This is a genomic window from Burkholderia sp. Ac-20365, assembly GCF_017104715.1.
Lineage (GTDB): Bacteria > Pseudomonadota > Gammaproteobacteria > Burkholderiales > Burkholderiaceae > Paraburkholderia.
The window spans coordinates 312,770-333,675 of record NZ_JAAGPI010000005.1; the positions used below are offsets into that span (position 1 = coordinate 312,770).

Here is a 20,906-nt window from a genome sequence, read left to right on the forward strand (position 1 = left end):
AGTTGATTGCATCCGTCGATCTCATATACAGATGCCAGAATTACGATAAGTGCATCAACGTCTGATCGTTCGAATGGAAGTGTGGAAGGACCTCGCTGCCGAGTTCCTGCAGCGTTTCCTTAATGGGCCGGTGATTCCGTCTGAAATGCAGTGAGAGGTGTTGCACGCCGGCGGCGCGCATCGCCATCAACTCCGCGATCAAGGCTTCGTGCCCCGCGCGGACGCCAAATCGATGCCGGGCGAGTGGTTCGTACGGGTTCTCAGCAAGATCCAGATGGAGAACGCTTATATACGGTTTGTTTCCAGCTACCGCACGCCACGCGGCGCTGCGGCGTCGATGATCATCAGCGGTACCCGGGTAGGCGAGGCAACCATCCATGTGTTCACCCAGCCATGAGAGTTGCTGCTGCGCGAGACCTGCGACCAGAAGCGGCAACGGGCGGTTCAACTCCGGTAACACTTCTATTCCGCGAGGTAAGTAATTGCGACCGCTGCTTCGCAGCACCGCAATCTGCTCCCGAAAATTCTCACCACGCAGATCGTACTCGCGTCGGAAAATAGGGTATTCGACTGGCCGGTCACCGCTTGCTACACCTAAAAGCACTCTGTCATTGCTAAGTCTTTGTATTGTTGCAGCCGACTTGAGTGTGAGCAAAGGTTCACGCAACGGTAATACAATGGCCGCCGTTCCAAGCAGGATTCGACGGGTGATTGCGGCCAGGTAGCCTAAATAGGTGAATGCGTCGTAGGTCTGACCTGCATCGCCGAATGACGGATCGAAGAGCGGTACGTCGCGTACCCACATGGCACGGAAGCCTAGCCTGTCGACGAGTTGAGCCAGTTCCGCGTGATGGCTCATATCCGGGATGCCCGGACGTTTTCCATGTAGGGAAGCTGTCACCCAGTCATTGTCGAGCGGTAGTTCTACCCCAAGGCTGAAGCCACCAGAGACGAGGTAATCGAGTGCGTTGTCCATAATGGGCTACCTTCGAAGTGGTAATGGAACGACGAAGCATGTCAGTCGCGGCGCGATCGCTGTCATGACTGGAGCTTGCCGAAATACCTGTGTGCCGCTTCGTGTCGAAAGCATTGCGTCCAGCCGACAGCCAGACGCAATGCAGGAGGCGCTGCACCGAGCGAGATCAGATTCGTACGGTGCACGCCGGCTCAGGTCAATGCGTACGAACGGGCCCCCGTTCCCGCAAGATTCCCGCCATCGACAATCAGATACTCTGGCCGGATCGGTCTCCCTTCGAAGAAGCATTGAAGGATTTCGAGGGTGCCGGCGGCGTATCGTGCCTGTCCCGACAGCGAACTGCCCGACATGTGCGGCGTCATGCCGTTGTACGGCATGGTGCGCCACGGATGGTCCACGGGCGCTGGCTGCGGATACCAGACGTCGCCCGCATACCCTGCCAGATGCCCTGATTGCAGAGCCTTTACTATCGCGTCCCGATCGCACAACGCGCCTCGTGCCGTGTTGATAAGGTAAAAGCCACGCTTGGCTAGCCCGATCATCTCTTCGTTGAAAAAGCCTTCGGTCGAAGGGTAGAGCGGCATCTGAAGATTGATGATGTCGCAGACCTTGACGAGATCTTCGGGCGTATCGTGATGAATCAGGCCGAGTTCCGCCTCGACGTCCGAGGGGAGGCGATGGCGCTGGTAATAGTGCAGCTTGACATCGAATGGCTTCAGGCGGCGCAGTACCGCGAGTCCAATTCGCCCTGCACCAAGCGTACCGAAATGCATCCCCTCGACGTCATAGCTGCGACTCACGCAATCTGCGATGTTCCATCCACCGTTTGCCGCGTACTGGTGGGCAGGAAGGTAATTGCGAACGAGTCCGAGCACCATCATCACGACATGCTCTGCGACGCTGATGCTGTTCGAGAATGTCTCTTCAGCGACGGTGATGCCGCGCGCGGCCGCAGCCTTCAGATCCACGTGATCCGAGCCGATACCCGCGGTGAGTGCGAGCTTCAGATTCTTCGCCTTTGCGATACGCTCCGCTGTCAGGTACGCAGGCCAGAACGGCTGCGAAATCACGACATCCGCGTCAACCAGATGTTTATCGAAGGTCGAGTCAACACCGTCCTTGTCGCTGGTCACGACGAGTTCGTGACCATTCTTCTCGAGATAGCTGCGCAGCCCCAACTCTCCAGATACGCAACCTACCAATTCACCCGGCTTGAACCCGAGTGGACCATTGGGCGAGGGTACAGTTTGCCCATTGGGGTAATGAGTGATAGTCGGGATGTCGTCGCGTACATACGCGGGTGGATATCCAGTTACCGGGTCAGGGTAAAGAACACAAAGAATCTTGGCCATGTCTGCTCCGTTTGCAAGAGTTGGAACCAGCAGGTTGAATACGATTCGTACTACGATGCAAGATTAAGAGAGTGATTTTTTTTGATTTAATTTAAAACGAACTGGCTGCGGAATGACGTGTCATGTTCACGTTCGAACGGTGAGCGAATCCGGTCACGCCGGAAGGTTGAGTTGAAGCTCGACCAGGAGGGAGTACGCCGGTTCGCCACCGTTCGGGACACTCACTTCCCTTTCTTCTCCATTCCCTGCGCGAGTGCGTTCAACCCGTCTTCGTAGATGCCCTGGAACAGCTTGGAGGCTTCCTTGTCGCTCACGGTGGTGGGTGTGAAGCGGCCTGACCATTCCACGCGGCTCGCCTTGGTCCCCGTCTCGATGACTTTCAACGTCGAGAGATAATCCTTTACGGGGAACGGTGCCTTCAGGATCGCGTAGCTGTAACTGCGGGCTGCGTCGTCGAATGCGATTAGTCTCTCGACAATCGTCTCCCCGTTCGGATTTGCCAGGTGCCTGACGCGCCCGCCTTCGCTCAGTTCACTCTTTGGAATGTAAGGCAGCCAGTCCGGTAACGAACCAAAGCCACCGATCAATTGCCATACCTGATCAGCCGGCAACGGGATATCAATACTCGTGGATGCTTCAGCCATGACGCCTCCTTATTTCCGGTCAATTGGCAACGGTGCGAGCGGTGACACGAGGTTCAGTTTTCGCATTTCGTGCCAGAAATCATGTGGAATCGAGAACTTCAACGCGGCGATATCCTCGGCGATTCGCGAGGGATGGCTGGCGCCCGGAATGACGGCTGCCGACGCCGGATGCGCGAGCGCGAACTGCAGTGCCGCCGCTTTGACGGGCACCTTGTGGCGATCACATACCGCATTGATTTCCGCGACCTTCGCCAGGATCTCGGGCGACGCTTTCTGATACTCGAAGTGAGTGCCGCCCGCGAGTACACCCGAGCTGTATGGGCCACCAACCACGATATCGACTTTTTTCTCTTCGGCGGCAGGCATCAGACGTTGCAAGGCCAGTTCATGATCAAGCAGCGAATAGCGCCCGGCTACGAGCATTCCGTTTGGCTTTGCATCGGTCAGTCCCAGTGTCAGTTCGATCGGCTCGACCCGGTTGACACCGAGTCCCCAACCTTTGATGACACCTTCTTCCTGCAAACGCATAAGCGTCGGGAATGCACCTTTGCGAGCAGTGTCGAATTGTGTGATCCACGCATCGCCGTGAAAGTCCTGCGCGATATCGTGAATCCATACGAAGTCCAGTCGATCGACCTGAAGACGCTTTAGACTATCCTCGATAGACTTCAGCGTACCGCTCTCCGTATAGTCGTAAAGAATCTTGTTCTTTCGACCGAACTCGAACAGGCCACCTTTCTCTCCAAGGTCACGCTTGCCTGTTTCCATCTCGTCGAGAATGATCCGGCCCACCTTGGTGCTGAGGATGTATTCGTCGCGCTTGTGCCTGGAGAGTGCTTCACCTACCCGCAATTCAGACAATCCTGCTCCATAGAACGGCGCCGTATCGAAGTAGCGAACGCCCTGCTGCCATGCTGCCTCTACCGTGCCAAGTGCCTCGTCTTGTGGGATGTTGCGGAACATATTGCCTAGTGGTGCACCACCAAAACCAAGCGGACCATTCAGCAAGCTGCTTCTGATACTCATAACTGGCTCCCGGATCATGTCGACCCAAATTGCGATTGAGTAATGAATCCGAGGTCGGCGAACATCTTCGAGCGATTTCGGATTCACATACCAGACCCTTCCGTCTTTCCTCTTTCAACGTACATAAACGTATTGGCAGAGACTTGTGGGGAAGCAAGACGGCTTGGGTAATTCAATGTATTCCCGTCCTAAGCACCGGACAAGATCTACAAACGGTTACCTGCTATTTGATAACGTTAGGATAGCTATACGTGAGTATGGATGGGTGCGATTTTAGTATCAGCTGATGCTGCGTGGCGGGTGTGGCTTTTCAAGGAGTGATCCGCAGCATTGCTCGTGAAGTTAATGCCTTCGTCGATGAAGCCATATAGTGGCATGCTCGATTGAGCATGTGCGGCACACGAGAGAAGTGAGGCTGCAGTTACGGCTGCAGAACGCAGCACGTTTTGCTATTGCAGGTAGGTAGACAATATCGGTGTGATTGGAGAGTTACTAACGTCTGTGCTGCGCGTCGCGATTTTCTATTTATTTTGTCGGCGGGCGCTGTCCTTCAAATGCCAGATGCGATGTTATTCCCTTTACGCGGACATGGCCTCCAGGTTGCCTGCTGGTATGAAAGCCTCTGAACCGAATGAGGTTTCTTCCACGCCGTTCAAGAGCTTTTTCATCGCGCGCGATCCCGACGGCGAAGATGTGAACAATTCTCTAACTAACGCATCAGTGACATCTTCGAGATCATTGTCGACTGCGAATTCGGTGGCAATGCCCCAGTCATAGGCTTTCATTCCGTCTATGACACGCGATCGCATGATGATGTCCCTGGTTCTGCCCGTACCTATCATCCCATGCAGGCGCGTTACGCTATCGAATCCGAGGATTTGACCGGTGTGCTGCGCGGGCAGGGCATAGAGCGTGGTTTCGGTGGCAATCCGGAAGTCACATGCCAGCGACAACTCAAAAGCACTACCGAAGCAGTAACCGCGGTTCGCTGCAATGACTGGTTTGCTACAACGCGACGGAGCGCTTAGCGCCAAGGCAAGCATTGATGTGTTCTCTGTCGAGGCATGTCCTGACTCAACCTTGCCGATACCGCTGGAAAAGTGATCGCCCGAACTCCGAAGCACGATGACGTGGACGGCTGGATCCATATCCAAAGCTTCGATGACGGCCTGAATCTGCTGATGCTGAGAAATGGACATGGCGTTGAGCGGCGACCGGTCGAGCACGATATCGGCGCGCGAACCTGCTGCACTGATTTCAACGTAAAAACCGTCGAGATTCGTGGGAAGGGCGGAAGATCGATAGGCGAGCCGCTTCATAGATTCCTCTATTGATTTACACGTCGAGCATGGAGACATGAACTCGTTTCATCTGAAGATTGCACGCGTGACGCAGCGCAATCGAATCAATCCAACACGCACCGACACAAACCAATCTAACACGAGTTAGTAAAAATTCAATCTGAAAGTGAGAGTGCGCGGAGATGGATCGAAGTGAGGCCGATATGGCTCATGAACCCGATACTTGGGATAAAACATTTTGCGTACGAGTACATATCGGGCATTTGGTCGCTTAAGAACTTCAGCCGGATGTAATTAAATGCTGAATTGTTTTGGGTCGCTCGCATGGGTGACCTCGCTTGAATGTTTGAGGCGGATTACCTACCCTGAAAGGAGTCCGGTCGGTGGCGGGCTGGTTTTAAACACATAGAGACGCGAAAAAGCGTCTTTTTTTGAATCCGCAGCTAACGCGTGTTAGCCGGGGTGACTGCGAGATTGGTATGACTACGACTCCTGTCGACGGCGCTCAGTCGCTCATAACATCGGTGCAAACGGGTTCGCGGTTGCGCGACGGAGAGGCGTTCACCGCCTGGTTGATGATCCTGCCTTCGCTCATCGGTCTTGTCGTGTTCTATCTCGTGCCTGCAGTGAGGGCGATCGGCATCAGCATGAGCGACTGGAACCTGATGTCGCCGCCGCGCGATGTTGGCTTCGACAACTACCGCGCAATGCTCGCCGACGGCGAGTTCTGGCACGCACTCAAGCTATCCGCGTACTACGTCGCTTTCAACATTCCGATGCAAACAGCAATCGGACTGGCACTGGCGGTATTGATGGACCGCTTGAGCCGGGCGATTGTGATTCGCGCGATCGTGCTTCTGCCATTTCTTCTTTCGAACGTGCTTGTGGCGTTGTTGTGGGTGTGGCTTCTCGATCCGATGCTTGGTTGGATCAATGCAATGCTTCAATCGGTCGGCGCGGCCACTCACACATTCTTCAGCTCGCCAGTCGAGGCTCTCGCGACAGTCGCGGCCGTCAACACGTGGCGGTACACAGGCATGGTGTCGCTACTGTTTCTGGCGGGCATGCAGCGTATCCCCCGAAGTCTCTATGAGGCCGCAATACTGGATGGTGTCAGCGAGTGGAAAATGTTTCGCCGGATCACGTTGCCTCTACTGCGGCCCGTGATGTTATTCGTGCTGGTGACAAGTATTACCGGGGCCTTCCAGATATTCGACACCATCGCCGTGGCTACAAATGGAGGGCCCGCTGGTTCGACCCGCGTGATTGTCTACTACATCTACGAGAACGCTTTCAAGTATCACAAGATGGGCTACGCGAGTGCGATGTCTGTTGCATTGCTATTCGTCATGATGTTGTACACGGCCGCGCAGATGCGCCTGTTTCGCGCGAATGAGTCGGACCTTGCTTTTTTCAACGTCGATCCAGGTGAATCCAACCATATAGGTGGTGTGCCGGTGCGATCTGTAAAACGCCCTGGAGCAGGGCGTTTTCTTGCATGGAGTGTACTCGCAGTACTAGTTGCATTTACTTTGATTCCGTTCTGGATCGTATTGCGAACGGCGCTTACGCCATCCGCCGAATTGTACGCATCAATGGGAGCGTGGTTGCCGCCGGTGTTCACACTGGATAACTTTCGCCGCGCGCTTGGGTGGGTGTCGAGCGATGTCGCTCTCGCCGATGGCGGATCAGGCTCAAACGCCAATTTCCTGAGATCTCTGCTGAACTCGGTGATCTTTTCAGGGTTGGTCGTCGCGGGGCAGGTCGTCTTTAGTTCCATGGCCGCTTATGCATTCGCGCGCTTGCGTTTTCGCGGACGGGAGCCGCTATTCGCGCTGTTTCTCGTGTCCCTGATGCTGCCGAACATCATTCTTTTCATTCCCAACTTCGTTCTGGTCAAAGAACTTGGCTGGCTCAATACCTATGCTGGAATGGTCGCGCCGTTTCTTCTTGTATGGGCATTCGCGGTCTTCTACCTCCGCCAGACATTTTTGTCGATTCCTCGCGAACTCGAGGAAGCAGCGCGTCTCGACGGTGCATCGTACTGGACGATTTTCTGGCGAATCGTCGTGCCGGTTAGCGTGCCACCCATCGCGACTGTCGCGATTCTGTCCGGCGTCAACGCATGGAACGAATTCTTCTGGCCATTCATCGTGGCGAACGCGGATGATGTACAGGTGCTGACGGTCGCTCTGCAGGCGTTCAAGTCGCAGGCGCCTCAAGGTGCGCCAGACTGGACCGGTCTGATGGCCGCCGCCTGTCTGGCGATGGCGCCAATGCTTGCGTTGCTGCTTTTCTTCGGGCGTTACGTCGTCGAGTCAGTGCAGTCGATCGGCGGGAAGTAGGTTAGGGCGTGTTTATTGCGGAGATGCAAATGAGGTTCTCTCGATGCTATCGCCAGTCATATCAGATCACGCGGATAGCCACGATGGTCGCTGCGATGGCCACGACGCTGCTCGCACACGCTGGTGCGGTCGAAATCAGGTATGCGCTGTGGGACGCCAATCAACGGCCCGCTTATCAGGCATGCGCTGCTCAGTTCGAGACAGAGAACCCGGATATACATATCAAGATTTCGCAGGTCGGGTGGGTAGACTACTGGACGGTGCTTACGACGCAGTTCGTGTCGGGCACGGCGCCCGATGTGTTCACCAATCATTTGATGAAGTATCCCGAGATGATGACCAACGGACAACTCGTCGATCTCACTCCCTACATCCAGCGCGACCGGTTAGCGACCGACAGTTTCTATCCGGCACTACTCACGAACTGGTCAAGAGATGGCCATCAATATGGGTTGCCGAAGGACTGGGACACGGTTGCGCTGGTCTATAACAAGCGGATGCTGAAAGATGCCGGCATTGACCCTGCTTCGATATCGGACTGGACCTGGAATGACCGTGACGGAGGAACGTTCGAAAAAGCAATTGCGAGGCTGACAGTCGACGCCAACGGCAATCGCGGCGATTCGAAGCAATTCGATGCGCGGCACGTGGCGGTGCGCGGTTATCAGATTGCGCGGGCTGGCGGCATGATGGGTCAGACAGAATGGAGTACGTTTGCGGTCTCCGAGGGCTTCAAATATAACGACGGCCCGTGGACCACGCGCTACTACTACGACGATCCGCGTCTGGCTCGCACGCTCGAATGGTTTGTGAACCTGACGAAAAAGGGCTATTCCGCGCGCTTCGATGAGGCCAGCCGTCTTGGAAGTTCTGCGCTGTTCGCAGCAGGAAAGACCGCGATGGTGAGCGACGGTTCATGGATGGTCAACTGGTATGCGCAGAACGCGAAATTCGAAGTCGGTTATGCCGTTCTTCCCAAAGGTCCGGCCGGGCGCGTGACGATGTTCAACGGGTTAGCCGATTCGATCTGGAGCGGCAGCGAGCACAAGGAAGCGTCGTGGAAGTGGGTCAAATTTCTGGGCTCTGCCGCATGTCAGAAGATTGTCGCGCAGCGCGGCGTGGTGTTTCCTGCCATAAAGGATCTCGACAGGATGACGGTGGATGCTCATGCCAGACGCAATATCGACACGCAGGCCTTCCTCGACATGGCGAAAGCAACGACGTTCCAGCCGCCCATCGCGAAGGGAGGCGCGCAGATCGACGCGATTATGGACGCTGCCGTCGAGTCGATCTTGCTGGGGCAGGCCAACGCGGCAACCGCGCTTAAGGATGCCAATGTGAAGGTCAACGAGATCACGCGACACTAGTGAATCGGGTGATTGCGGTCGATTACGAACATACTATGGAGATCGCCTGATGTCATCGAGAAAGCCCATCAAGATTGCTTTGATCGGAGCGGGCAGCACCGTATTCGCGCGCAATCTGCTCGGCGACATTCTTGGCTACCCGGAACTCGCGAACGCCAGTATCGCCCTGCATGATATCGATGAACGTCGGCTGGAACTTTCGGCGCTTGTTGCGAGCCGGGTGGCGGGGCATCTGAAGGCGAGTCCCGAGATAGTCGCAACGACCGATCGTATACGCGCCCTCGATGGTGCCGACTACGTACTCAATCTGATTCAGGTAGGGGGCTATAAGCCGGCTACTGTGATCGACTTCGAGATTCCAAAGCGATATGGACTCGAACAGACCATAGGCGACACGATCGGCATCGGCGGGATCATGCGAGGATTGCGCACGATACCGGTGATGCTCGATTTGCTCGCCGATATGGAGCGCGTGTGTCCACATGCCCTGCATCTGAACTACGTCAATCCAATGGCGATCCTTTGCTGGGCAATGAGCCGTGCATCGTCGATCCGTACGGTTGGGCTTTGTCATAGCGTGCAGGGCACGGCCGCTGAACTTGCGAAGGACATCGGCGTGCCGCTGGACGAGATCCGCTATACGTGCGCCGGAATCAATCACATGGCCTTTTTCCTGAAGTTCGGTCGGAGGGGCGAAGATCTCTATCCCGCGCTGCATCGCGTGCGATCCGAAGGGCGTGTCCCCGAAAGAAACCGGGTCCGCTATGAGATGCTGCATCGGCTCGGGTACTTTCCGACCGAATCGAGTGAACACTTTAGTGAATATGTTCCGTGGTTCATCAAGCGCGGACGCGAAGATTTGCTCGACAGATTCAATATTCCACTCGATGAATACCTCGGGCGTTGCCAGGTTTATGAGGCGTCATGGGATTTCATCGAAAGAGAGCTTCGCGAACCGGGTTCGCAAGATCCCGAAGTCTTGCGGGCCACGTTGCTCGGTCAAGGTTTCAAGGTTATGGACAGTCGTCATGACGGTGCGGTGGCAAATTTCGAAGGTTTACGCACGATCAGGCGTTCGGTCGAATACGGCGCGACGATTATTCACTCGATAGAATCCGGCACGCGCAACGTTATCTATGGCAATGTGCCCAATACGGCGCTCATCGACAACCTGCCGCAAGGCTGTTGCGTCGAAGTGCCCTGTCTGGTGGATGGCAATGGTGTAAGTCCGACGCATATCGGCGCACTGCCGCCGCAACTCGCTGCGTTGATGCGCACGAATATCGGCGTGCAGGAGTTGACGGTGGAGGCGGCGCTGACTGGACGTCGCGACCACGTTTATCACGCGGCGATGCTTGACCCGCACACGGCCGCGGAACTGGACGTCGAACAGATTGTGGCGCTGGTCGACGATCTGCTCGACGCGCATCGCGACTGGCTTCCGGAGAGTCTGTTGCAGAGCTTGCGCGCGGAAGCCAGCATTTGATGCAGACGGTCCATGCAATGTTTGCGGATCTGATCGCGTGTGATGTTATTTCCATGTTGTGGAAACTAGAATGAGTCCGAAAACCACCACAACGCGAGTCACGAGTAGCCAGGTCGCCAAGCTTGCGGGCGTCTCGCGCACGACTGTGTCCTTCGTGCTCAACGACGTGCCGCATATGGGCATCAGCGAAGAGACGCGAGAGCGCGTGCTGAGCGCGGCGCGGCAGTTGGGCTATGTACCGAATGCCGCAGCGCGCTCGCTCGTGAGCGGTGCCACCCGAACGGTCGCGATCGTCACGCCGCATAGCGAGCATCTGAAGGTCGATGCGTTTATCCCGCGCATGCTGGCGGGCGTCAACGACACCTGTCACGCTCACGGCTACAAGGTGATATTCGAACCTATCATCGACACTGGGCGTTCGGGCGGCGGCTTCCTTGAGATGGTGGACAGCCGGCGTATCGATGGACTCATTGCGATCAACACGCCACGCTCGGACGATGTCCATCTCGCGCGTCTGGCATCCGAAGGCTTCCCGCTCGTGGTATTCGGCTCGAAACTCGTCGAGCACGCGAACATTTACAGCATCGACGTCGATATGCGGGAGGCGTCTCGCGTCGCGACGCGGCATCTGCTCTCGCTCGGACATCGCGAGGTCGCTTATCTCGGCTTTGCGTCCGATGAATACCACGGGGTCACGGAACGACTTTACGGCTATCGCGACGCCATGCGCGAATTCGGTCTCGGTGCGGAATTCGAGCGTATCGGATTCGCCGATTTCAGCGCGCAAAGCGGGTTTGATGCAATGAATGCGATGCTTGAGCGCGGACCTTCATTTACTGCGCTATTCGCGGGCAATGACACCATCGCGTTCGGTGCAATGTCGGCATTACGCAAGGCCGGCCTGCGCGTGCCCGACGACATTGCCGTCGTCGGATATGACGATATTCCGTTGGCCGCTTATGCAGCGCCGCCGTTGACGACGATGAGGACATCGCCCTACGAACAGGCGTGCGAGGCTGCCACCCTGCTGGTACGTTTGATGTCGGGAGAGCGTCCGGCGGAGCTGCATTCGCTGTTGGACGTACCGCTCATTATTCGCGAGTCGTGCGGTAGCGCGGTTGGGCATACGGCGCCTGCATCGGCCGGATGAAGAGTCATGCCAGTGCTAACTGGCAACAGCCTGAGCGAGGATTTCAGGGTTTAGCCGCTTGTCCAAACGGGCGTCCATAGCGAGTCCGTACAAGTCCTTCGGATCGGGCGGGTTCGGAATCAGGTCAAGCTGAGAGCCGATATCGCGTTCGCGTGAGATCGTATGGAGGTAACGTAATGCGGAAAAGTCCTCGATGGCAAATCCGACGGAGTCAAACACGGTAACCTGCGATTGCGATTCGCGTCCCTTTTCCTGACCTCTCACGATCCGCTGAAATTCAACAACAGGAAAATCCGGCGGGAGTTGCTGTATTTCGCCTGCTACACGTGTCTGTGGCTCGTACTCGACCACCACACGAGCGCGCCTCAGAATATCCACGTGCAGTTCGGTTTTTCCCGGACAGTCACCGCCGACAGCATTGATATGCATGCCGTCCTCGATCATTTCCGGCGTCAGGATTGTCGCGTTGGTCTTGTCGGCCGTCACGGTGGTGATGATGTCGGCGCCGCGCACGGCTTCTGCAATCGATGAGCAAGGTGTCACACGCAGACCACGCACATGTGCGAGGTTGCAAACCAGTTTGTCTCTGGCAGTTTTATCGATATCGAACACGCGAATTTCATTGATGCCGAGGAGATGGTGAAATGCGATCGCCTGAAACTCACTTTGTGCGCCGTTACCGATAAGCGCCATTGACTGGCAGTGCGGGCGTGCGAGAAAGCGCGCGAAAAGTGCTGACGTCGCCGCTGTGCGTATCGCAGTGGTCAATGTCATTTCGCTTAGCAGGAGCGGATAGCCTGTGTCGACATCGGCCAGCACGCCAAACGCCATGACCGTCATCAGATCGGCGTGGGTGTTCCCCGGATGACCATTGGCGTACTTGAATGAATAGAGTCCGCTATCGGACGTCGGTGTGAGTTCAATAACGCCGTAGGTTGAATGACTCGCGAGCCGTGCAGTCTTCTCGAACGCGTCCCAACGACGGTAGTCCTGTTCGATATAGCTCGCCATTGAAGCGATCATTCGCGGGAGACCTACTTCGCGGACAAGTCTGGAAACATCGTTTACATCGATATATCGAGTCATGTCCACAACTCCGGCTTCATTTGGATGGGGCGCGCTGGAATTCTCGGGTCACTTCTAGTTGATTCGACGCCTTGATGTAGACGGTGATTGCTGCTGCAGATGGTGAGCCTGGTTGGCTGCTGCGTCGAAAGTACCGCGTCGAAAGCAACGAACAGTCTACCCATGCGGCGTCGCAATGATTTTGCTTTTGGATGCGTGAAATCCTACACTGATAGACAGATTATCTACGGAAGGGTCTGTATGAGCACAAATCGCCCAAAAATCAATATCGATTCCGTCGATCGGTCCATGCTGCGCCTGCTCCAGGATGACGGGGCGCTCTCCAATGCGGCGCTTGGCGAGAAGCTTTCCCTCAGCGTCACTCCCTGCTGGCGACGACGCAAACACCTTGAAGATCAAGGCGTGGTAACCGGCTATCAAGCCAACATCGATCGACGCACGATTGGCCTGAGCCTGTTAGCCTTTGTGCAGATTCGCATCCATATCCACTCCGACAAGAGCGCTGACAATTTCGAATCGGTTATGCAGAGCCGGCCGGAAGTGTTGTCGTGCCACAAGATCACCGGTGACGCAGACTATATGCTTCAGGTGGTGGCATCTGATCTGGACGCTTACGGCGATTTTATTGAGCGTGTCCTGCGGAAGCAGACGGGCGTCGCGTCGATTCAATCGAGCCTCGCGCTCCGCGAGGTCAAATTTTCGTCGCGATTCCCGATACCTGATGAGGCTTGAAGCGAGCCGACTGATGGAATGCTTGATCGTGCGGTTCGCCCGATAGAATGGAGGCCAGATAAAGAGCGGCGATCAAACGATGCTGCACTGACCGTTTGCGACCTCCTGCCATTTTCCGACTTTCGACACGTGAACACTGCTACTCTCGAAGAACTGCTTGACGGGCAACTCGCCGGTGCGCGACAGCTCAAGCTCGCTTGCGGGTTGACCGAAATGCCGCGCGAGATATTCGATCTTGCCGACACCCTGGAAGTACTCGACCTGTCGGGCAATGCGCTCACATCCCTGCCTGATGACTTGCCGAAGCTGCGTCGCCTGCGCATCCTGTTCGCTTCGAATAACCAGTTCACCGAGTTGCCGGCCGTGCTCGGCGATTGCGAATCGCTGAGCATGGTCGGTTTCAAGGCGAATCGGATCCGGGACGTCTCGGGGCGCGCGCTGCCGCCCCAATTGCGCTGGCTGATCCTGACCGATAACGACATTGAAACGTTGCCCGCGGAGATCGGCGAGCGTCCGAATTTGCAGAAGCTGATGCTTGCCGGTAACCGGCTGCGGTCGCTGCCCGAGACAATGGCCGCGTGCAGCCGCCTCGAATTGCTGCGTATTTCGGCGAACCGGCTCGACGCCTTGCCCGACTGGCTGTTTCAACTGCCGCGTCTCGCGTGGCTCGCCTACGCGGGTAATTCACTGAACGCCGCGCGCGAGCACGCACTCGCCGATGCGCCGGCGCCGGAAATCGACTGGCATACGCTTGCGCTTGGACAAACGCTCGGGGAGGGCGCATCCGGCGTGACGCATCGCGCGACGCGTCTGCTGAGAGACGGGCATCCGCTCGAGGCGGTCGCCGTCAAGCTCTTCAAGGGCGCGGTGACGAGCGACGGTTTGCCGGAGCTCGAAATGGCCGCGTGTCTGCAAGCCGGCGAGCACCCGAATCTCATTCCGGTGCTCGGCAAGATCACCGGTCATCCGCTCGACGAGCATGGCCTCGTGATGAAGCTGATCCATCCGTCGTTCGGCAATCTCGCCGGGCCTCCCAGCCTAGACTCGTGTACACGGGACGTCTATGCGGCCGATGTGCTGTTCGACAGGCCGGTTGCGTTGCAGATCGCGCGCGGGATCGCATCGGCGGCGCAGCATCTGCATCGGCGCGGGATCATGCATGGCGATCTCTACGCGCACAACATCCTGCATGACGGCGCAGGGCACGTCTTGCTCGGCGACTTCGGCGCGGCGTCCCTTCACGATATCGGCGATAGCGCGCTGGCGTCGGCCCTCGAGCGGATCGAGGTGCGTGCGTTCGGCTGCCTGCTCGAGGAACTCGCGCAACGTTCGGCCGTAGAGGCCGATGATCTCGCCGCCGGGTTCCATGCGCTGATCGAAGACTGTTTCGACGAGCGCGTCGAGATGCGGCCTTCGTTCGATGCGATTGTCGAGCGGCTGTCTGCGTTGAGCGTTTGAGCGGAGCGGGCCGCACCGTAATTGAAGCGGGCTCCATCAAGGAGCCCGCGTTACTTCATTGAGTGAGCGACACGCTCAGATCTGATCGCCCCACAAATCGTCAATCGCGCGGATCGCCAGCAGATATCCGTTTGCACCTGCACCACAGATTACCGCGGTGGCCGCGACCGAGATCGTCGAGTGACGATACTCTTCCGAGCGCGCGTGTATGTTGGTGATATGAAGCTCCACTACCGGCCGCTTGACGAGCTTGACTGCGTCGAGCACAGAAATCCGACCGAACGAAAAGCCCGCCGGATTGATGATCAGCGCGGCATCCTGCAGGAACGCTTCCTGGATCCAGTCAATCAGTTCGCTTTCGCTGTTGGTCTGACGGAATACGCAGTCGAACCTGAGGGTATCGGCAAGCGTCAGACAGTTCTGTTCGATGTCCTTCAGCGTGGTACTGCCGTAAATGTGAGGCTCTCTTACGCCCAGCATGTTCAGGTTCGAGCCATTGAGGATATAGAGTTTGCGAGTCATGGTTTCAATGTGTAGAGGAGCGTTCGAGAGCGGTGCCTTTGGTTTCCCGGGATATCGCAATCATGAGGAATGAGAGCAGATTCAATGAGCCACACACAGCGACAATGGCCCACGGAGAACCGTGAAAGACATTCAGCAGCGCCACAGCAACAATTGGCATCGGGCCGCCGGTAAGCAGATTGGCACCCGAGTACGACAGCGCGGACCCGGTGTAGCGTGCCTCGGTCGGAAAGGACTCGGCGAACCATACCGGCTGGATGCCGCTCTGGAACTGTGTGAAACCGAGGAACGCGCCCATGACGGCCATGGTCATGGGAATCGAGTTCTGGTTGAGAATCGGAAAGTAGATCAGGCAGCAGACCAGCGTGCAGAACGAGCCGATCATCAGCGCGCGTTTGCGTCCAATCCGATCACTCAAATAGCCGCCCGCCAGGGCACCCGCGATGGCGCAGACATTCGCGATCATCAACAGCATGAAACCGGTCTGCTTTGTCACACCGATGTGTTTGGTCAGATAGCTGAGAGAGAACACGACGATCAGATAAAACAGTGCAGCAGGACCGCAAAAGAACAGCGTCAGACGAAGGGCAGTGCGCCAGTGATACTTCAGCACGACGCCGAGCGGATTGGAGGCGCGTACGCGCGCGCCGCTCTTGTTGAGCGCCTCGAATGCCGGTGTTTCGCTTACCTTCCTGCGGATGTAGATGCCCAGCAGCACAAGAACGAAGCTGGCGAGAAACGGAATTCGCCATCCCCAGGCATCGAAGTCATCCGTCGAAAGCAGGGCCGCGAGCGTAAAGAGCGAGAAATTCGCGAGAATCTGGCTGAGCGGTGAACAGATACCGAGCAGGCCCGAATACCAACCGCGTCGCGCTGCGGATGCATGCTCAACCGCCATGAGTTGTGCGCCAGTCGATTCCCCGCCGAGCGCGAAACCCTGGATGATCCGCAGCAAGACCAGCAACGTCGGCGCGAGAATCCCGACCTGGTGGTAAGTGGGCAGCAAGCCCATCAGGAACGACGATACGCCCATCACCGAGACGGTAATCAACATCAGTTTGCGGCGTCCCCAACGGTCGCCGAGCATCCCGCAGATCACCGCACCCAGCGGGCGCGCGGCGAGCCCGGCCCAGAAGCTTGCGAGCGACGCAAGCAGCGAAGCGGTTGGGTCGAGCGACGGGAAAAACAGTTTCGGAAAGACGGTGGCCGCGACGACGCCATACAACGCGAAGTCGAACCATTCGAGCGCGGTACCGACGGTTGCGCCGGCCACCGCGCGGCGCGCCATCTGGTGCGCCTGCGCGGACCGCTCTGCCTCGGCGAGGTCTGGGTCAGCAAAAAATGACATGGTGTCTCCTCATCTCGATGTGTTGAAACGTTCGTTTCTGGTGACGAACAAGTGCTATTGTTTGCGCTGCCAAGGAGGGGCGTTCCGCGCCGGAACTCCATTTCGTATCGTGGGAATCACAACAGATGTCGCTCAAGAACGGCCTGAGAATTCTCGATTTTCTGGCGTCGCAAGGTGAAGGCGCAGGCCTCGTAGCCATAGCCGACGCCTTGTCTCTGCCGCGCAGTTCGTGCCACCGCCTGCTGACCGAACTCGTCGCGGGCGGATACGTGAGGCAGCTGGTCGATCACAGCCGGTACATTCTGACCATGCGCATGACGTCGAACGGGCTCGAGTTCCTGAGCCTGACGGGCATCGCCGATATCGCGCAGCCGATCATCGAGCGGATCGCGGCGCAGACGGGCGAACTGGCGCGGCTGTCGCTGGTGGATGGCGAAGCCATTATCTGGGTGGGCAAGGCGGATGGGCAGCGCGTGGGCTTTCGCTACGATCCCGACATGGGCCAGGCAGCACAACTTTCTTGCACGTCGACTGGACACGCATGGCTCATGACGATGACCGACGAGCAGGCGCTCGCACTCGTCTTGAAGCAGGGCTTCGGACAGCCGAACGAGTTCGGCCCCAATGCACCGACGACGGTCAAAGCGCTGTTGGGTTTCCTGCATGCTGCGCGTGTGCGCGGTTACGCGATGATCGACGAGGTGTTTGCTCCGCGTATGTCGGCGGTGGCAACGCCCGTGATAAGTGGCTCGCGCTGCGTGGGAGTGATCAGTCTGGCCGGTCCTCGGGTGCGGCTGACCGTCGAGAAGATCCACGAGTACTCGGTCCTGCTGCGCGAGGCTGCGAATGAACTGGCGCAGTTGAGCAATATGGCGGGATTCCCAAGTCGGCCGCCGTTGGGCAAGGGGTGATGAGGAACCGGGCCAACGCTTTGCGGCCGGCGAGGAAACGCTGCTCCGGCGTGCAGCGCACGAGCGCACGCAGGAAGCAGTTCACCCAGTCAACGGACGACTGTCTTGAAGACCCGATTCTTGTCCAGTATGACCGGGTCAGGTGTCTTGCTTCCGTTCTCGCTCGACGGGTTCTGGTTGGCTTCTTCCAGCGCGGGCCCGGTGTACCGTCCCCGCGGCCTGATCACCTTGCCCACTCTAAGTTGCTCCATGCAATGCGCGAGCAGGCCAACGCTGCGCGCAGTGGCGAAAAGTGCGAAGGCAGCGTCGCGCGGAAGCTTCAGCTGTGCTGCGAGCGTGGCAAGCGCCACGTCGATATTGGGCTTCAATCCGGTAAGCGTCTCGACTTTCTCGATGAAAGCGGCGAGCTCCGGCGGCGGATCGAGCCGCATCAGCAGGCTGTGTGCGCGCGGATCGCCGTCCGGATACAGATGATGACCGAACCCGGGGATCGGAATGGCAGACTGCAGGTGGCGACTCACAACGTTGTCCGCGCCCAGCCTTTCCACGTCGTCGAATACCGCGCGCACACGGCCCGATCCATCTCCGTGCAAGGGGCCGGCGATGGTAGAAAGGCCAGTCAGCAGACATCCCGCTAACGATGCCCCTGTGGATGCGGTAATTCTGGCGGCAAACGCGGAACTGGTCAGTTCGTGGTCTGCGACCAGAACGAGTGCCCGTCGAATGAGATCGGCATCTTCGCTCGATTGACCCCAACCGAGTGCGAGCCGCTCATGCATCAGCATCGCGTTGCCGTCGCATTGCGCGCCGAATGCCTGCGATACCAGCGCAACGAGGCGGGCGGTTTCAGCGTGTAGCGCACGCTCAGTACGACCGTGAGTGGAGTGTCCATTGGCCGCGAGTGCTGCGAGCGACATGAATGCGCATTCCCTGCCACGATCATTTCCCGGCAGCGTCGCGCCTTCGGTCTCGAAGGAAACCGGCGTCGGCGTGTTCCAGAGAATGGCCGCAACGTCTTCGAGCGTCGCGGTTTCGGATAGCCGGATGCTGTCGCGGCCGCGATAGTAAGCGCGGCCCTTCGAGAATGTCGTAATACCGCTATAAATGCAGGGCTCAGAGCCAAATATCGTTCCGGCAGCGAGGGCCTCGCGTTTCCGGCCGACCTGCTTCTTTCGACAAAGTGCCGCAACATCCTCTGCGCGGTAAAGGCTCTTTCTCGGATCGTTCGGATCAGGCATGACCGCAATGCTGCCCCGGCTGACGTAGGCGTAGACGGTTTGTGGCTGAACCCCAAGTTGTCTCGTCGCTTCGGTCAAAGTGATCCAGGGGCGCATGGGATGGTGGCTTCGTGATGCAAGTGGAACGGAGCGCCGGGACGCGCGAACGGATTTGCGAGCGGCGCGAGTGCTATCAATGCGGCTTCAATATTGCGGCCATTTCAGCTAAAAGTCATCTCGGCTGGTTTGCGTTCGAGAATCTCCACGAGGATGTTGCCGGGCGACCTCACGAAGCAGGCTCTCACGCCTGCCCGGATCTGTTTTACGGGCTCGACGATATGCGCCTCACACTTCACGAGATGGTCGAACGCGGCATCGAGATCATCGACGGTAACGCCGAAATGGTCGATACCTTGCACCCGTTCACCAACGGGAACGTTCACAGCGTGTGCTTTTTCGAGCGCGGTGATAAACAGGTTGATCCCGCCGATGCGCAGATCGACTCTGCCGGGTCGACGAACAATCTCGGCGTTGAGGCAACGCGCAAACCAGGCGGCCGTCGCTTCCGCATCTGTGGAGCACAATTGAAGATGATCCCACTTGAATTCGATCATGCTGTTTTCACCGGTAAGTTTGAGTTTAGAGTTCGATACGGGAGAGCTTGCCGAGCAGGAGCGAATACGACAGCGTCCCCAGCAGGCAGATCGCACCCATCAGATTGAGAGCCCAATAAAAGTGCCCGGTGTGATGCGTGATGTAGCCGATCATGAGCGGCGTCGTGACACCCGCGATGTTGGCCGCGAGACTGGTAATGCTGCTTGTCAGACCGACGTATTGCCGGGGTGCGATCTCGGAGACGGCCGCCCACGACATGGAACCCACACCTTGTGCAAAGAACGCGATCGTCAGAATGGCAATCACCAGTTCGTTCGACTCGACGAAATTGACGAAGACGATAGTCGCGCCGAGCAATGTGCCGATGATTAACGGCGCCTTGCGCGCGGCGGAAACCGATACGCCTCGACGGATGAAGAAATCCGAAAGAGAGCCTGCTAGAAGAATGCCGAGCGTCGCTCCGATGAACGGCAATGCCTGGAAGATGCCCACCTTGATCATCGACATGTGACGCGCTTCGATCAGATAGGTCATGAACCATGTCGTGAAGAAGACCAGCAGCGTGTTGTTGCAGAACTTACCGAGGCAAATCGCCAGCACCTGCCGGTAGCCAAGCAGCTTGATCGCAATACGCCAGTTGAATTTATCGCGTGCCTTTTGCGCGGGTTTCACCTGGCCTTCGTTGATGTATTTGAGTTCCGCTGCATTGACCGCTCGATGCCGTGAAGGATCACGGTACGCACGGAACCACACCAGGCTGAACAGAATTCCGAATCCACCCGTTACGAAGAAGACCGAGCGCCAGCCATACACGCTGGAAATCCAGAGAAGCAGTCCGGTGAAAAGCGGTGTTCCAATGTATTGGCCCATCACATAGACGCTCGTCGCAAACCCGCGTTCCTGGGTTGGAAACCACAACGTCACTGCGCGGGCGTTGGACGGAAAGGCAGGCGCTTCGAGCGCGCCCATTGCGAAGCGCGAGCCGAGCAGCATGTGATAGCTGTTCGCGAGGCCCTGTGTCAGCGTCGCGCATGACCAGCCGACGAGCGACAGCGCATACGCAACGCGCGAGCCGACAATGTCCGTCAACAGCCCGCCCGGCAACAAGGCGAATGAATAGGCGAGGCCGAAGGCGGCGAACAGTTCGCCCATCTGCATCTTGTCGAGTGCCAGATCCTTCGACAGACTCGGTGCCACGATGCCAAGCGCCGACCTGTCGACATAGTTGAGAATGGTGGCGACGAGCAGCATCGAGAGCACGGTGTACCTGACTTTCGATGGCTTTGCCGTGGCCGCGTAAGAAGCCTGGTCCGGCACCGACAGCTGTTGTTCCTCTACGACTTTCATCGTTGTCTCCTGAATCAAGGGTC

Annotated in this window: 18 protein-coding genes and 1 pseudogene; 7 read left to right on the forward strand and 12 right to left on the reverse strand. The window is 57.5% G+C overall.

Features of this window, described 5'->3' with window-relative positions:
• Nucleotides 1-40 precede the first annotated feature (40 nt).
• The 6 genes and pseudogenes from G3O01_RS12535 to G3O01_RS12555 all read right to left on the reverse strand — a co-directional run bounded on the left by G3O01_RS12535 (nucleotide 41) and on the right by G3O01_RS12555 (nucleotide 5,317).
• Nucleotides 41-976, reverse strand: a complete 936-nt coding sequence (locus G3O01_RS12535) for a TIGR03571 family LLM class oxidoreductase (RefSeq protein ID WP_205804983.1) — start codon at nucleotides 974-976, stop codon at nucleotides 41-43.
• 191 nt (nucleotides 977-1,167) lie between these two features.
• A complete protein-coding gene (locus tag G3O01_RS12540) occupies nucleotides 1,168-2,328 on the reverse strand; it encodes an NAD-dependent formate dehydrogenase (RefSeq protein WP_205804984.1) in 1,161 nt (386 codons plus the stop codon).
• A gap of 221 nt (nucleotides 2,329-2,549) precedes the next feature.
• A complete protein-coding gene (locus G3O01_RS12545; protein WP_205804985.1) occupies nucleotides 2,550-2,972 on the reverse strand; it encodes an SRPBCC family protein in 423 nt (140 codons plus the stop codon).
• 9 nt (nucleotides 2,973-2,981) lie between these two features.
• Nucleotides 2,982-3,998, reverse strand: a complete 1,017-nt coding sequence (locus G3O01_RS12550) for an aldo/keto reductase (RefSeq protein WP_205804986.1) — start codon at nucleotides 3,996-3,998, stop codon at nucleotides 2,982-2,984.
• A 317-nt stretch (nucleotides 3,999-4,315) separates the two neighbouring features.
• A pseudogene (locus G3O01_RS45290) lies at nucleotides 4,316-4,441 on the reverse strand (porin); the annotation flags it as partial.
• Nucleotides 4,442-4,576: 135 nt separating this feature from the next.
• The gene (locus tag G3O01_RS12555) at nucleotides 4,577-5,317 is read right to left on the reverse strand and encodes an enoyl-CoA hydratase/isomerase family protein (RefSeq protein WP_205804987.1); all 741 of its coding nucleotides are present in this window, start codon (nucleotides 5,315-5,317) and stop codon (nucleotides 4,577-4,579) included.
• A gap of 461 nt (nucleotides 5,318-5,778) precedes the next feature.
• On the opposite strand from G3O01_RS12555, the gene G3O01_RS45295 reads away from it, so the two are divergent.
• The 4 genes from G3O01_RS45295 to G3O01_RS12575 all read left to right on the forward strand — a co-directional run bounded on the left by G3O01_RS45295 (nucleotide 5,779) and on the right by G3O01_RS12575 (nucleotide 11,647).
• Entirely contained in the window at nucleotides 5,779-7,644 is a 1,866-nt protein-coding gene (locus tag G3O01_RS45295) for an ABC transporter permease subunit (RefSeq protein WP_241023884.1), read from the forward strand.
• A 29-nt stretch (nucleotides 7,645-7,673) separates the two neighbouring features.
• Nucleotides 7,674-9,011, forward strand: a complete 1,338-nt coding sequence (locus tag G3O01_RS12565) for a sugar ABC transporter substrate-binding protein (RefSeq protein WP_241023886.1) — start codon at nucleotides 7,674-7,676, stop codon at nucleotides 9,009-9,011.
• A gap of 49 nt (nucleotides 9,012-9,060) precedes the next feature.
• Nucleotides 9,061-10,497 carry an alpha-glucosidase/alpha-galactosidase gene (locus G3O01_RS12570; protein ID WP_277403025.1) on the forward strand — a complete coding sequence of 479 codons (1,437 nt, stop codon included), beginning with the start codon at nucleotides 9,061-9,063 and terminating at the stop codon, nucleotides 10,495-10,497.
• Between the two features lie 70 nt (nucleotides 10,498-10,567).
• The gene (locus G3O01_RS12575) at nucleotides 10,568-11,647 is read left to right on the forward strand and encodes a LacI family DNA-binding transcriptional regulator (RefSeq protein ID WP_205804988.1); all 1,080 of its coding nucleotides are present in this window, start codon (nucleotides 10,568-10,570) and stop codon (nucleotides 11,645-11,647) included.
• Between the two features lie 15 nt (nucleotides 11,648-11,662).
• Here the strand turns inward: G3O01_RS12575 and G3O01_RS12580 are convergent, their stop codons facing one another.
• Entirely contained in the window at nucleotides 11,663-12,733 is a 1,071-nt protein-coding gene (locus tag G3O01_RS12580) for an ornithine cyclodeaminase (RefSeq protein ID WP_205804990.1), read from the reverse strand.
• Nucleotides 12,734-12,973: 240 nt separating this feature from the next.
• Here G3O01_RS12580 and G3O01_RS12585 point away from each other — a divergent pair, with 240 nt between their 5' ends.
• Together G3O01_RS12585 and G3O01_RS12590 are read left to right on the forward strand one after the other, a co-directional pair.
• The gene (locus tag G3O01_RS12585) at nucleotides 12,974-13,465 is read left to right on the forward strand and encodes an Lrp/AsnC family transcriptional regulator (RefSeq protein ID WP_205804991.1); all 492 of its coding nucleotides are present in this window, start codon (nucleotides 12,974-12,976) and stop codon (nucleotides 13,463-13,465) included.
• A 129-nt stretch (nucleotides 13,466-13,594) separates the two neighbouring features.
• Nucleotides 13,595-14,923, forward strand: coding sequence for a leucine-rich repeat-containing protein kinase family protein (locus tag G3O01_RS12590; RefSeq protein ID WP_346779176.1), 1,329 nt, complete (start codon nucleotides 13,595-13,597; stop codon nucleotides 14,921-14,923).
• A gap of 75 nt (nucleotides 14,924-14,998) precedes the next feature.
• Here G3O01_RS12590 and G3O01_RS12595 read toward each other — a convergent pair whose 3' ends face one another.
• Both G3O01_RS12595 and G3O01_RS12600 read right to left on the reverse strand, forming a co-directional pair.
• On the reverse strand, nucleotides 14,999-15,445 hold the full coding sequence (locus G3O01_RS12595) for a type II 3-dehydroquinate dehydratase (protein ID WP_205804993.1): 447 nt from the start codon (nucleotides 15,443-15,445) through the stop codon (nucleotides 14,999-15,001).
• Between the two features lie 4 nt (nucleotides 15,446-15,449).
• Complete coding sequence (locus G3O01_RS12600) at nucleotides 15,450-16,733, reverse strand: MFS transporter (RefSeq protein WP_205805176.1); 1,284 nt, start codon at nucleotides 16,731-16,733, stop codon at nucleotides 15,450-15,452.
• A gap of 185 nt (nucleotides 16,734-16,918) precedes the next feature.
• On the opposite strand from G3O01_RS12600, the gene G3O01_RS12605 reads away from it, so the two are divergent.
• The gene (locus tag G3O01_RS12605) at nucleotides 16,919-17,704 is read left to right on the forward strand and encodes an IclR family transcriptional regulator (protein WP_205804995.1); all 786 of its coding nucleotides are present in this window, start codon (nucleotides 16,919-16,921) and stop codon (nucleotides 17,702-17,704) included.
• 89 nt (nucleotides 17,705-17,793) lie between these two features.
• On the opposite strand, the gene G3O01_RS12610 is transcribed toward G3O01_RS12605, so the two are convergent.
• From G3O01_RS12610 to G3O01_RS12620, 3 genes are all read right to left on the reverse strand, one after another.
• Nucleotides 17,794-19,038 (reverse strand): citrate synthase, encoded by a 1,245-nt coding sequence (locus G3O01_RS12610; protein ID WP_205804996.1) that lies wholly within the window; start codon nucleotides 19,036-19,038, stop codon nucleotides 17,794-17,796.
• A 104-nt stretch (nucleotides 19,039-19,142) separates the two neighbouring features.
• A complete protein-coding gene (locus G3O01_RS12615) occupies nucleotides 19,143-19,535 on the reverse strand; it encodes a VOC family protein (protein WP_205804997.1) in 393 nt (130 codons plus the stop codon).
• Nucleotides 19,536-19,560: 25 nt separating this feature from the next.
• Nucleotides 19,561-20,883, reverse strand: coding sequence for an MFS transporter (locus tag G3O01_RS12620; protein WP_205804998.1), 1,323 nt, complete (start codon nucleotides 20,881-20,883; stop codon nucleotides 19,561-19,563).
• Nucleotides 20,884-20,906 lie beyond the last annotated feature (23 nt).